Origin of the sequence: Coprococcus sp. AM97-35 (assembly GCF_027697525.1) — a bacterium.
Lineage (GTDB): Bacteria > Bacillota > Clostridia > Lachnospirales > Lachnospiraceae > Allocoprococcus > Allocoprococcus comes.
Map to the genome: position 1 here is coordinate 164610 of NZ_JAQESL010000004.1, position 11717 is coordinate 176326.

Consider the following 11717-nt stretch of genomic DNA (forward strand, 5'->3'; position numbering starts at 1 on the left):
ACGCCTATGAGAAAAGCAGCACTCACAGAAGCCCAGATCCGAAAGCATCTGGCAGATAATCTGTCTTATCTCCGGCAAGCCAAAACACCGAAGTTATCACAAAAGGCAGTTGCCAAAATCTTAAATCTTCCCCCGAAAACCATTATGAATTATGAAAATGCAAACTCCTCCCCGATGGCTTATGCCGTCCTTCGCCTTGCTGTGTATTACGGCTGCACGATGGAGGAACTGCTGACAAAAAATCTAAGAAAAGAAAGGAAGAATATCACGTGAATCACAGCCAAAGAAATTTAAAGAAACTAATCCGGGCAAAAGAGGATTCCATTGCGGATGAGGAGTTATTCCTCTCCGCTGCCTATCAGAAGTACCAGACCTCCCTTGCCAGAGCCGTTACCGGACGTTACCGGTATGGACTGCAGGTACTGCTGGACTGGGACATTTCCGAACAGGCAGGCGTTGCATATACCGACAATTATAAGGTACATCTCAACGCAGCGAACCCGATCACCCAGTCTTTCCCCACCCGTTTCTTACGTTCCCAGAGCCTGACAGGGCTCACCGGGCATGAAGTGGGGCACTTACTCTATTCTGATTTCACAGCCCACGCTGTTCATCTGAGGAGTCTGGAAAACGGTTCCTTCTATCCGAAGGAGCCGGAGCTATCCCTTCCAGCTTATCAGACAGCACTGGAGGAGATCAAAGAAGTGTTAGAAGAAAAGGACAAAGCCGGATGCCTGACACTGGCACGATGCGCCGCAACTTTTCAAAACATTCTGGAAGACATCCATATTGAAGACCGTATGTGTGAGGAATTCCACGGCACCTTCCGACAGGGGATTGAACTCAATAACCTGCGTATGTCCGAACAGATTCCTTCCATACAGGAACAAATTGACAAAGAATACCAGCCATTTTCCATCATTGCCAACCTGATCCTTTCCTATTGCCGGACCGGAAACATCAACAATCCCACCGGCTATCAGGGGGATTATCTGGATACCATTTCCGATTGTACCGATCTTCTGGATACGGCAATGGAATCGGAAAAAGGCACTGACCGGATGCTGGTTTCCAATGCGCTCTTAGCCCTGACCTGGAACTATATCCAGCCGCTCATCGAAAAAACACGGGAGGAATTGGAAATGCATGGCGAGGATTCCGCTGCCGATGCTCTGGAAGATCTTCTAGGGGATGAAGTCAGCAGCGGCGCTCCTCTTCCGACCGGAAAAAGCGGTGCCATTCCAAAGAATATCAAACCAGCTTCCCCAAAAGGAAGCGGGAATGATGAGGGCAATGCTCCTTCCGGTCCACGTACCAAAGAGGATGCTATAGAGGAAGCCAAACAGGTGCTTTCGGAAGAAGGCGGGCGCATCGCTCTTACAAAGACCAATACCATTCTGGATGAAAACAACCCCGGCGTCACTTATGTCAGTCAGTATCAGGGCAGCGGCTATGAGCATGCTGCAGAGGATCTGTTCCGGATCTTGAACGATGTGGCTGCAGAAAAGGTGCAGGAAGACTGTCAGACGGAACTGACCGAGGAACTGCAGAAAACAGCCAATGATATTCATTACGGCAATGCCCATGCAGGCATCCATGTTACCATCCATCGCCTGACCAGTGTTTCCGATTACCTGAAGAATGAATACCAGACAGTTGCTCCCCCGCTCCTGCGGGCTTCCAAAAAGCTGCAAAGCACCATCCTGCCGCTTTTGAAAGAAGAACAGCAAGGCGGAAAGCAGAAGAATCTCCTGTTTGGAAAACGTCTGGACTCCCATGCTCTCTATAAGACAGACGGAACCATCTTTACCAGAACCAGACTTCCAGGAGAGGAAAAACGTCTGGCTGTTGCCCTCCTGATTGACGAGAGTGGTTCGATGGGTTGGGGTGACCGGATGACACATGCAAGAAAGACTGCCATTGTCCTTTATGATTTCTGTAAAAGCCTCGGTATCCCTATCACCATTTACGGGCATTCCACGGATGCAGGCGGCGTTGCTCTTTACTCCTATGCAGAATTTGATTCTGTGGACAATGAGGACTGTTACCGGCTGATGGATATGTGCGACCGCAACGGGAACCGGGACGGCGCAGCTCTCCGCTTCGTAGCAGAGCATTTGTGCACACGCCCGGAGCTTCAGAAGCTGCTGATCCTGATTTCTGACGGTCAGCCAGCCGATTACGGCTACAGCGGAACGGAAGCAGAGGCAGATCTGCGGGGCATCAAGAAAGAATACGAAAAACGGGATGTCATCCTGTTTGCGGCTGCCATTGGTGACGATAAGGAAAATATCCGCAGGATTTACAAGGACGGATTCCTGGATATCACGAAACTGGAAGAGCTTCCAAAGAATATGGCACAGCTTGTCAAACAGCATCTCAAATAAAGGAAGGTGAATACTCATGAATGAAACTTATCAAAACCGGATTACCGACCAGATCTGCAAGATCCAGAATGACCGGGCACTCATTGCCTTTTATGACCGGCTCCGCTACGCACCACTCGGCAACTATGCACAGCTACATGCCAAAGGGGAATATCAGGAAAACGGGCATAAAGTACATTCTTTAATCTGCATCACCATTCAGGATTATTCCAACGGTACCGGAGACCGGAATATCATCACCCGTTTCAACCTGGCACCGGAACAGATCCAGTTCCTCTTAACCCGGATCACTTCCGGTTTTCAGGAATTTGAATGGAGCCAGAGCAAGATCTACGGCAATCCCGATCAGAACGGTTATTCCACAGCCCAGATGTTTTATATCTCCAGACATCCCTATGATTCCAAAGGGCAGCCTATGAAAAGCCCATGGAAAATCCAGATTGTAAATGGGAAAGGCATCAAAGCACAGAATAAGAACGGTGGTTCCTACATGCAGCCACGCAGCTTCCAGTCCGAAAAGACGACAGCCATCCAGCTTACCGACATGGATCTGTTCACGCTTCTGAAGCGGACGGATTCCTATATTTCCAACTGGGAAACGGTGATTGCTGCATCACTGATCAATAACGGAAAACGGATGCTGGCAGACCAGCAGAACAGTCAAATGCAACAGACAGCACAGGCTCCGCCTTACGCTGCCTAAATTTTCAGAAGAGAAGCGGTACTTTACTGCTTCTCCTCTTTTTAAGAAAGGAGACTTTAGTTATGAATATTGCACTCATCCGGACCATGGACTCTCAGGGGCGTATCGTCATCCCTGCAGAAATCCGGAAACAAATGAAGCTCTCAGACGGAGATGCACTGGAACTGGAAAATGTGGGAATGGAGCTACTTTTACGCAAATGCCCTACCCACTTAAACGGAAAAGAGGAAATGGCTTCCTATCTTTCCGTCCTCTACAGTGTCATCCACTGTGGTATCGCAATTTGCAGTGAGGCTCACATACTCGTATCTGCGGGCATCTATCTTCCGGAAGGCACTCCCGTTACAGAAGAACTCGCCGAATTGGTTGCGGACGGCCAGGAACTGATCTCTGCTGAGAACTGCCCTGTCTACCCGGTATCCAACACCCGTCAACCGGTTTGTGCTTTTTTCCCGATTTTAAGGGAAGACAGAGAGCCGCTGGCACTTCTTCTCTGTTCCAGAACCGGACAGCATTTATCCGAGATGGAATTGGGATGCGCTAAACTGGTCGCTGCCGTAATTGCAAACAAAATTAAGTAAGGAAAGGAGCGTGAAATCAATGAAGAATACAAATATAACCTTACACACCACCCAAAAGAAAGAATATGTCCTCACCGGAATCCTGTCCCTGCCCCTCCATCTGGGAGAACGGGCGTGGATCTATAGTTATAACCAGACCTTTGCTACCAGTCCGGTGCAGAGTATTCTGGAAGTATCCGAAAACGGTGTGGTATTTGAGACCTGCAACAGTATTTACCGTCTCAGCTACACCCGTGTTCCGATGGAGCTGGAGGCGATGTGTGCTTGACAAGAATGGAAGAACTGGAGAGCTGCCTTTCGGGGCTCCTCTCCACCTTAAAGAAGAACCGGGAACATGTGCCTCTGGAAGTGCTGAAGACACAGTATAAGCAGCCGTATGAAGAACTGGTCAGAAACATCAACCTGACCGCTTCTGCCTATGCAAAATCTGTGCTGCTCCACCGGCTGGTCCTGAATCCGGATGCAGATGTGGAGGAACAATGTACCGTCATCAACCAGATGATACAAACTTCCGGGATGCTGAAGAAAATCAGCTCCTGCATGTCCAAAACCTATGATGTAGGACAGATATATCCTCTGATACTGGAACTACGCCATATGGTCGAACAGGCACTCTGGCCCTATGTGAATCAGGCAACTTGTCTGGTCGCAGATCTGGATGATATAGAAAAAGAACCGACAATTTACAATTTTTTGACACATGAAGTTTATGAAAATGATACCTGGATTCACCGAGAAATCGACCTGCGCTGGAAACTACTGGTACATCTTACTCCCGAACAAAGAGAATCCGTACCACCAGCCAATCATAGTATGAATGGAGGAATTTACCATGAAAGAACAACCATCTAATCCTTGCGAGAAAGTCTCATTTATTTTGACCTATGACCAGCTTGAAGCTGCTTATAACATCTACCGGGAACAATTTATTTCCTGCGACTTCATCCGCCGCTCCATGGAACGTCTGGAGGAAAGAATCGGACTCTGCAACCTTCCATATGAAACGCTGCGTGATGATCCAAGCCTTCTTCATGAAGCATACCTGCAGTTTCTCCGACTGGAAGACTGCAATGTGGCTTATAACGACACGCTGGAGCAGGTAATTGATGCAATCGAACAATGGCTTGCCTCTGGCACCTTATCCCCTGTAAACCTTACGGTTTCCAACCAGAATATGGGTGAAACTTTTGGAACGGAGGTGGATGTGTAATGGCAAATATCTGCTGTGATGATGTGATCTTTTATACAGAAGGAAATCCGGAAGGACTATATGACTTGTGGGAGGACCTGGAAACCTACATCATTCTGAACCAGAATCCTGATTTATGCTGGATTGGCAATTTATTTTCCCACAAGAAAATAGATTCCACCGGAATATCTCTTCGTGGAAATGTCAGCTACATGGAATGGAATGATACGTATATTCTACTTTCTTTAGAGACAGCATGGACTCCACTTTATGAAGCATATCAGGCGATAGCCGCTGCATATCATGTTCCCTTTGTGATGCAAAGCATAGAACCTGGAGAACGAATTTATTATAACACGGATGAAGCACACCTATTTTTCCCTGACCGATATTGTGTCCGCTTATATGAAGAAAGCCTATTGACTCCATGTGGCTTAATAATCGGAGAAAAGCTGGAAGACGGTGAACCATTTGAAACGGAAACAGACGTATTAGAACGATTCAGAGATTGCGGATATCCAGCAGCTACACTAAAAGAGTTGGAGCTCATGTTCGATGCGGATGAACTTATTATTTTTGAATTTACAAATCCATATTTGGATCTGGAGCAGAAAAATGCTTGTGCATGAAACTTCTCCCCTCCACACCAAAGACGATTATCATCAGATTTAAAGGAGGAACACCATGACTGATTTGGAACTGGATGTCTGGGATGCATGGCTCAGGGAACGTCAGGAACATCTGGAAGAAACCCTGTCCAATATCTCACCATCGGAAGAACCCTGCAGATATTACCTGCTAACCGGATATATTCAGGGAATGCTAGAAGCTCTTACCATGCTTACGACTGTTGAGGATGGGAAACGCTTCAAGATCAAACTGGAGCAATTTCGCCAGAATCTGCTCCTCTCTGGAGATTACGATGCTACCGGTAACTATAAACAGGCAGTGAAGAAAACTGCTGTTTAAATACTTCGAGCCGCCCAATCGGACGGCTCTTTTTATGCCCGAAAACGGTAGCCTACACCACGTATCGTTTCTATGTAGTGCGGTTCTTCCGGATTTTCTTCTATTTTCTTTCTCAGATTCTTGACTAACCCATAGACACGGTTATCCACTTCTGACTCCACATCCTCATAAATATGCTGGTAAATCTGTTCTTTTGTAAATACCCGATTGGGGGATAAGGCCAGATAAAAAAGCAGGTCATATTCATGTCTGGTAAGTTCCACAACCTTACCATCTTTGATTACGCTCCGCTGAAGCTGGTCTATTTCCAAACCTTGGAATGTCAACTTTTCAGAATTTGTAATCTCCATAACTTCTAACGTACTTTCGCAGGCTAGAACTGATTTAATTTTATTCAGGATTCCCTCTTCGGAATCAGAAATGGTAAGAATCATCACTTTCCCATAACATCACCTGCTTTTCTTAGCATTTAGCTTTCACTCCTCATTAACAATGTTTATCGATTGGTTACATAGATATATGCATCTTCCAAAGTTACGTCACAAGCTATACATCCACTTTCTGACGGCATATTCTCCCCTAACAGTCTTAATCTAATTCCTTCCTCCGTATACTGCTTACTGGAAATATGATATTTTCTTTCTAATTCTCTTGCAAGGCTTTCGTCCTCTGTACAGCATTCCCATACATGCCCTCTTGCCTTATTCAATAATTCCCTCATTGTTCCTGTATAAAGGAATCTACCTTTTTTCATAACCGCAAGCTGATTACAGGTTGCCATCAGATCCTCCACCACATGCGTTGAAAATAATACGGTGCGTTCTTCTGCAAAATCTACCAGTAAATTACGGATACGGATGCGTTCCTCCGGATCGAGCCCTGTTGTTGGTTCATCCACAATTAAAAAATCCGGCTCATGGAGTAATGCCTGCACTAATCCAACTCTTCGCTTCATTCCACCTGAAAGCTGCCGCATTTTCTTTTTCTGATGGTCTGCAAGACTGGTCTTCTCCAGATAGTAATCAATCCTTTTCTTGCTTTCTCTTTTCTCAATTCCAGCCAGATCTCCCATATACTCCAGACATTCTCGAACAGTCAAAGACGGATACAGATCAATTTCCTGTGGCAGATACCCAATCTTTTTCTGTATCTTTTCGTAATTTGCTTCGCAATATAGCGTACCATCTAACAGAACTTTTCCACTTGTGGGTGCAAGCACCGTTGTAAGCACCCGCATCAACGTTGTTTTTCCTGCACCATTTTCACCTAACAGACCAAATATCCCATGTGGGATTTCCAGATCCACATGATCTACCGCTGTCACTCCATTTTTAAATGTTACTGTTAAATCGTCTATTCTTATACTCATAATCTTACCCTCTCTTCTTTAATATCTTAGGAACAAATGCAAGCATCATCCCCGCAAATACCACGCACAGCACCTTCCCGCCAAGCCATCTCCACTCTGTCAGCTTACCGAAATCACAAGTTCCGTAGGAAAATGGTCCCCAGTTTTTCAAAAACTGAGTTGCCTTTCCGGAAATAGAGAAAAACCAGAAAAGCAGCACGACACCCATACCAATCCATCTGTTTCGAACCAGATTGCTGACAGTTACGGAAAGCACACTCCAAAACAAAACAGTTCCGGGAATCGCAATACAATAAATTCCAAACAAGGCACCGCCATCTAATTCTTCTGTCAGATTCACCGGTTTCTGCCAATAAAAGAGTCCATATGCCAACAAACTGATTCCAATCAGATAAGCTACCTGCACAAATAGTCTTTTATAAACTACCCCTGCCTGCTTTTTTAGATTATAAAGGCAGAATACTTCCGAGCGTTTGCTCTGCACTTCCACCAGATAAGTATCTGCACAGAAAACGACTGCCAGAAGCGAAACAGCTCTTTCTACTGCCTGCCCGATTTCATTCGCATATACAACAGGCTGGATTGCACTCAATATCACAACAAAAGCGATTGAATATGCAATTTTATAATATGGCATACATATTTTTACTTCTTTCTTCAATATACTCTCCTCCTTTTCCACATCCACACCGCTATAAACATGAGCAGTATGGATGCTGCCACAAGAAGCAGTTGATTGAGATATACCTGATGTGGCAATTCCGTTTCAAAAAAATTCCCCGGAAATCGAACCATAATAGAGAATGGTCTTGCATGACACTGTCCTTTGCTATCCCATGTCAGCATATTAGAATAAATGATATAAAGAACCAGCGCCGGAACCGCTGGAAGCGGATTCTTAAACAGCAGCGCTGTAACCGCATACACACAGCAGATCATCAGGATGTTCGGCAGGACATACAGGATCGAATTCTGAACAAAATCCAGTATGTTCATAGCAAATCCTGATTTTACTGCCGTGGCGTAACACAAAATGATAAATACGATATTCATAATGACCAGTGCCGCCGTCATAATGAGAAATCCACTGCTTATTTTCCCGGCAATATATTGAAAAGCCGTCATCGGTTTGGTGTGCAGCAATTCATAAGTATTTTTCCTCATATCCTGGAAAAATAAAAACGCCAGCAGAACCGTTGCAAAGAATGCCATATGCAGGCTTGCAAAATCTGTAAATTTTCTTCCGAAATAATAGGAGAATGGATGTTTCTCAAGATTTTCTCTGATATACCGGTTGACTTCCTCCGGGCTTCCCTGATACCATGAAACGTCCTCATACACATAATTGGCACCATTAAAGTGGTATTCCGTTTTCAGATACTGACACGCCTCCGTAATCTTCATCTGTTTCATCTCAGATATCACTGCCTCCGCCTCTACTTCCGACATGCCAAACCCATTCTCTGTGTCCTGAAGTATCTTTACAATCTCTTTCTCCCACAGTTCTCTCTCCTTATCCGGTGTTGCCGGAATACATCCCTCCATAACATCCCCATCGGAGGCCATTTTTACCTTCCTGAAGGTTTCATCCGACTTCACGTAATGAATGGACAGATAGGGTGCAAGTGTCTGGTACATACTGATTAAAACAACAATCAAACCGATCCAGAATATCGGATTTTTAAGATAATTTTTCAGATTCCTTTTTATGATTGCTTTCATAAGTCATCCCGCCTTTCTTTTTTCTACAAACAGCATAGCCTACAAATCACAACAAAAAAACAACAGCCATTTATTTCTGCTGTTGTTCTTCTAATACATAATTTTTAAACACTGCCTCAACTTCCGCACCGCCATCTGCTACATTTTTTATCAGCAGTTTCCCACCATGCCGTTCGCAGTAGATACGGCTGATATACATACCCATTCCAAAATGCTTTAAGTCATCCTGTGGATTCTCATGATAAAACGCCTGTGTCACCCTGTCGATATTTTCCTGAAATCCAATTCCGTCATCCCTGATACTCATTTTCAGATATTGGGGTGTCACTGTCAGCTTCAGCCTAACTTCCTGATTGGCATAGCGGAATGCGTTAGCCAACAGATTATCCGCTACTTCCATGATGATTTCCTCATCCGCAGTCAGTATTTCAGATTCTCTCACTGTCGTCACTGTAAAATTCTTTTCTGATTTTTCCACCACGACTTCTGCCAGAGCTTCTATCTGGTTTATCAACTGCCGGATATCTACCACGGAACAGTTTAATTCCCGTTCTTCCAATTTCGTCATCTTCCTCATACTATCAATAAAATGGTTCATCCGTTCAATCTGAAGCATACCGCCCCTTAACATCTCCATCATTTTCTCTTGATCAAGCATATCTTCCGGAACAAATTCCAAAAGCATTTCCTGATATCCCCGCATGATTGCAAGCGGCGAGCGGATATCATGGGCAATCGCTGCACGCAGTACCCGCTCATCTTCGATCATCTGCCAAAGTCTACGGTTATTTTCTTCCAACTGCCCACGCATCCTTTCAAATTCCCTGCACAGCATCCCCATCTCGTCCTCGTTCTCATAAGCCATATGAAAATCCAGATCTTCCTCCGCAATCATCTGTGATGCCATCTTCAGTTCCTGAATCGGTCTCTTTAATTTATTTTTGTAAAACAGGCTGACCGCAATTCCACATCCGGCAAAAGAAAAAAGCAATACTCCGTACGTCTGAAGGAAATCACAGGTTTCTGAAATATGCCAGTCCATTCTGCTCATTTTACTCTGATTCGGTCTCGGTACCACTACCTCAAAATTTTCATTGCGGTCATTCATTGCCTGATAATACTCGTCCTGATCCACGTACTTCCACCAGACCTCCTCCTGTATCTGCCCGGCAATCTCAATAATTGACACAGAAAGAAAAAAAGTGACAATCAAGCTGAGTATCGTATATAAAACCATTGTCTTTTTCAAGGATAAATTTCTTATCTTTTCCATCGATACCCCATCCCCCATACTGTCTCAATGTATTCTGTCTGCGTATATTCCGCCAGTTTCTTTCTCACTCTCCGGATCAGTTCCGTAACAACACGGCTGTCACCTTCCGCATCATAACCACACACCTTTTCGTATATCCGCTCCCTGTCAAAAACCTGTCCTGGATTCATGGACAAAAACTCAATGATTGCATATTCCAGCTTCGTAAGCTCCAAATCATTTTCACCGATCTGAACCCTCTTTGCTCCATAATCAATACTGAGGTCTCCGTGGAATCTGTATTCAGACTTCCCTTTATGACGCTCCTCACGCTTCAAATGTGCAATAATACGAGCATCCAGTTCTTTCAGACTAAACGGCTTCAGTATATAGTCATCCCCACCGGATAAAAGCCCGTTTACCCTGTCCTGCTCCTCCACTTTTGCCGTCAGGAAGATAATGGGACAAGTTACTTTGCCCCGGATACGTCTGCATACTTCTAATCCGTCTATTTTAGGCATATTGATGTCCAGCAAGATAATATCCGGTTTCTTATGGATTTTTTCCAAAGCATCTGTGCCATCTTCTGCCATCATTACATCATATCGTTTGATTTCAAAATAGTTCTTTAACATCTTTAATAATTCGATGTCATCATCCACGATCAAAATTCTATATGCCACTTTTATCACCTCGTTTTATCAGTATACAACGAAAAAAACAATAAATAAACAACAAGAGAAACACTTCGAGCCGCCCATTGCCGGACGGCTCCTTTTATGCCCGAAAGCGATAACCAACACCACGTATCGTTTCTATGTAGTGCGGTGTTTCCGGATTTTCTTCTATTTTCTTTCTCAAGTTCTTAATCAGACCGTAAATTCGGTTATTCACTTCTGACTCCGCTTCCTCATAGATATGCTGATAGATCTGTTCTTTCGTGAATACCCGATTAGGAGATAAAGCAACCACAGCGATTTGCTTCAAAAGTCTCTTTCGCCTGGTATACCGTTTATAACTTCTCATGTTTATCACCTTCAATCTGCTTTCAAATTTAATAATCTATATTTTATGACAATTCAGCATATAGAAAAGTTAGTTATTCGTGAAAATTATTTTTAAATTTAGAACTTGCATAACCACTACGATGTAAAAACAGTTTAGAGGCATTTATGACAGAGATTGATTTTATCTGGTTTTCGACTTTCTCCACGAAAGTGGCAAAAAATACCTGGCTACGAATTCCTTCGCTTAGGGCAAATCTGAAATCCTGAACGCTTTTATTCCTGTAGCCGACAAATTTGTCATCAACATAAGGCAAAAGCTTCATTGAGGAATCTATTTCATTTGACATATACTACATCTAGTGTTATACTGTTCTTATATCAATTATTTGTGTCAATCCGGAAAGGATTTATCACACGCAGTTTAGGTTTGAAACGTAGTCAGGAGTTTTCCTATGCCCAACAAGCAGCAGGGACTTCTGGCTTTTTTTATTTTGCAGGAAACTGCATCTATTTTGAGAATGAACATAAGCGTCATTCT

General features: G+C 44.1%; 17 protein-coding genes. 9 read left to right on the forward strand and 8 right to left on the reverse strand.

Going from position 1 to position 11717, the window contains the following annotated elements; translation table 11 throughout:
• Positions 1-6: 6 nt before the first annotated feature.
• From PG840_RS05725 to PG840_RS05765, 9 genes are all read left to right on the forward strand, one after another.
• Complete coding sequence (locus PG840_RS05725; protein WP_270613418.1) at positions 7-273, forward strand: helix-turn-helix domain-containing protein; 267 nt, start codon at positions 7-9, stop codon at positions 271-273.
• Positions 270-2387 carry a vWA domain-containing protein gene (locus PG840_RS05730; RefSeq protein WP_005333469.1) on the forward strand — a complete coding sequence of 706 codons (2118 nt, stop codon included), beginning with the start codon at positions 270-272 and terminating at the stop codon, positions 2385-2387. Before PG840_RS05725 ends, PG840_RS05730 begins: the two co-directional genes overlap by 4 nt.
• A gap of 16 nt (positions 2388-2403) precedes the next feature.
• On the forward strand, positions 2404-3090 hold the full coding sequence (locus tag PG840_RS05735; protein ID WP_005333468.1) for a hypothetical protein: 687 nt from the start codon (positions 2404-2406) through the stop codon (positions 3088-3090).
• Between the two features lie 62 nt (positions 3091-3152).
• A complete protein-coding gene (locus PG840_RS05740; protein WP_005333466.1) occupies positions 3153-3671 on the forward strand; it encodes an AbrB/MazE/SpoVT family DNA-binding domain-containing protein in 519 nt (172 codons plus the stop codon).
• 19 nt (positions 3672-3690) lie between these two features.
• Positions 3691-3939: a hypothetical protein gene (locus tag PG840_RS05745; RefSeq protein ID WP_005333464.1), complete on the forward strand. Its 249-nt coding sequence runs from the start codon at positions 3691-3693 to the stop codon at positions 3937-3939.
• 5 nt (positions 3940-3944) lie between these two features.
• On the forward strand, positions 3945-4523 hold the full coding sequence (locus PG840_RS05750) for a hypothetical protein (protein ID WP_005333462.1): 579 nt from the start codon (positions 3945-3947) through the stop codon (positions 4521-4523).
• Positions 4504-4881 (forward strand): hypothetical protein, encoded by a 378-nt coding sequence (locus PG840_RS05755; RefSeq protein ID WP_005333460.1) that lies wholly within the window; start codon positions 4504-4506, stop codon positions 4879-4881. Before PG840_RS05750 ends, PG840_RS05755 begins: the two co-directional genes overlap by 20 nt.
• On the forward strand, positions 4881-5489 hold the full coding sequence (locus tag PG840_RS05760) for a hypothetical protein (protein WP_005333458.1): 609 nt from the start codon (positions 4881-4883) through the stop codon (positions 5487-5489). Before PG840_RS05755 ends, PG840_RS05760 begins: the two co-directional genes overlap by 1 nt.
• A 55-nt stretch (positions 5490-5544) precedes the next feature.
• Entirely contained in the window at positions 5545-5829 is a 285-nt protein-coding gene (locus PG840_RS05765) for a hypothetical protein (protein WP_005333456.1), read from the forward strand.
• 32 nt (positions 5830-5861) lie between these two features.
• Here the strand turns inward: PG840_RS05765 and PG840_RS05770 are convergent, their stop codons facing one another.
• The 8 genes from PG840_RS05770 to PG840_RS05805 form a co-directional block, all read right to left on the reverse strand.
• A complete protein-coding gene (locus tag PG840_RS05770) occupies positions 5862-6263 on the reverse strand; it encodes a winged helix-turn-helix domain-containing protein (RefSeq protein WP_005333454.1) in 402 nt (133 codons plus the stop codon).
• Between the two features lie 62 nt (positions 6264-6325).
• Positions 6326-7198: an ABC transporter ATP-binding protein gene (locus tag PG840_RS05775; protein WP_005333452.1), complete on the reverse strand. Its 873-nt coding sequence runs from the start codon at positions 7196-7198 to the stop codon at positions 6326-6328.
• Positions 7199-7202: 4 nt separating this feature from the next.
• Positions 7203-7859: a hypothetical protein gene (locus PG840_RS05780; protein ID WP_022415113.1), complete on the reverse strand. Its 657-nt coding sequence runs from the start codon at positions 7857-7859 to the stop codon at positions 7203-7205.
• Positions 7856-8920: an ABC transporter permease gene (locus PG840_RS05785; RefSeq protein ID WP_005333443.1), complete on the reverse strand. Its 1065-nt coding sequence runs from the start codon at positions 8918-8920 to the stop codon at positions 7856-7858. The genes PG840_RS05780 and PG840_RS05785 overlap by 4 nt, the downstream gene beginning before the upstream one ends.
• A gap of 70 nt (positions 8921-8990) precedes the next feature.
• Entirely contained in the window at positions 8991-10193 is a 1203-nt protein-coding gene (locus PG840_RS05790) for a HAMP domain-containing sensor histidine kinase (RefSeq protein WP_055155762.1), read from the reverse strand.
• The gene (locus PG840_RS05795; RefSeq protein WP_023921570.1) at positions 10181-10855 is read right to left on the reverse strand and encodes a response regulator transcription factor; all 675 of its coding nucleotides are present in this window, start codon (positions 10853-10855) and stop codon (positions 10181-10183) included. Before PG840_RS05795 ends, PG840_RS05790 begins: the two co-directional genes overlap by 13 nt.
• A gap of 94 nt (positions 10856-10949) precedes the next feature.
• Positions 10950-11198: a winged helix-turn-helix domain-containing protein gene (locus PG840_RS05800; protein WP_005333437.1), complete on the reverse strand. Its 249-nt coding sequence runs from the start codon at positions 11196-11198 to the stop codon at positions 10950-10952.
• A 73-nt stretch (positions 11199-11271) separates the two neighbouring features.
• Positions 11272-11526, reverse strand: a complete 255-nt coding sequence (locus PG840_RS05805) for a hypothetical protein (RefSeq protein ID WP_005333435.1) — start codon at positions 11524-11526, stop codon at positions 11272-11274.
• Between the last annotated feature and the right edge of the window lie 191 nt (positions 11527-11717).

What these genes read in the sequence shown, in the direction of transcription:
- PG840_RS05725 (WP_270613418.1), top strand. Translation starts at nt 7, where the DNA reads ATGAGAAAAGCAGCACTCACAGAAGCCCAGATCCGAAAGCATCTGGCA.
- PG840_RS05735 (WP_005333468.1), top strand. Translation starts at nt 2,404, where the DNA reads ATGAATGAAACTTATCAAAACCGGATTACCGACCAGATCTGCAAGATC.
- PG840_RS05740 (WP_005333466.1), top strand. Translation starts at nt 3,153, where the DNA reads ATGAATATTGCACTCATCCGGACCATGGACTCTCAGGGGCGTATCGTC.
- PG840_RS05745 (WP_005333464.1), top strand. Translation starts at nt 3,691, where the DNA reads ATGAAGAATACAAATATAACCTTACACACCACCCAAAAGAAAGAATAT.
- PG840_RS05750 (WP_005333462.1), top strand. Translation starts at nt 3,945, where the DNA reads ATGGAAGAACTGGAGAGCTGCCTTTCGGGGCTCCTCTCCACCTTAAAG.
- PG840_RS05755 (WP_005333460.1), top strand. Translation starts at nt 4,504, where the DNA reads ATGAAAGAACAACCATCTAATCCTTGCGAGAAAGTCTCATTTATTTTG.
- PG840_RS05760 (WP_005333458.1), top strand. Translation starts at nt 4,881, where the DNA reads ATGGCAAATATCTGCTGTGATGATGTGATCTTTTATACAGAAGGAAAT.
- PG840_RS05765 (WP_005333456.1), top strand. Translation starts at nt 5,545, where the DNA reads ATGACTGATTTGGAACTGGATGTCTGGGATGCATGGCTCAGGGAACGT.
- PG840_RS05770 (WP_005333454.1), bottom strand. Translation starts at nt 6,263, where the DNA reads ATGATTCTTACCATTTCTGATTCCGAAGAGGGAATCCTGAATAAAATT.
- PG840_RS05775 (WP_005333452.1), bottom strand. Translation starts at nt 7,198, where the DNA reads ATGAGTATAAGAATAGACGATTTAACAGTAACATTTAAAAATGGAGTG.
- PG840_RS05785 (WP_005333443.1), bottom strand. Translation starts at nt 8,920, where the DNA reads ATGAAAGCAATCATAAAAAGGAATCTGAAAAATTATCTTAAAAATCCG.
- PG840_RS05790 (WP_055155762.1), bottom strand. Translation starts at nt 10,193, where the DNA reads ATGGAAAAGATAAGAAATTTATCCTTGAAAAAGACAATGGTTTTATAT.
- PG840_RS05800 (WP_005333437.1), bottom strand. Translation starts at nt 11,198, where the DNA reads ATGAGAAGTTATAAACGGTATACCAGGCGAAAGAGACTTTTGAAGCAA.
- PG840_RS05805 (WP_005333435.1), bottom strand. Translation starts at nt 11,526, where the DNA reads ATGTCAAATGAAATAGATTCCTCAATGAAGCTTTTGCCTTATGTTGAT.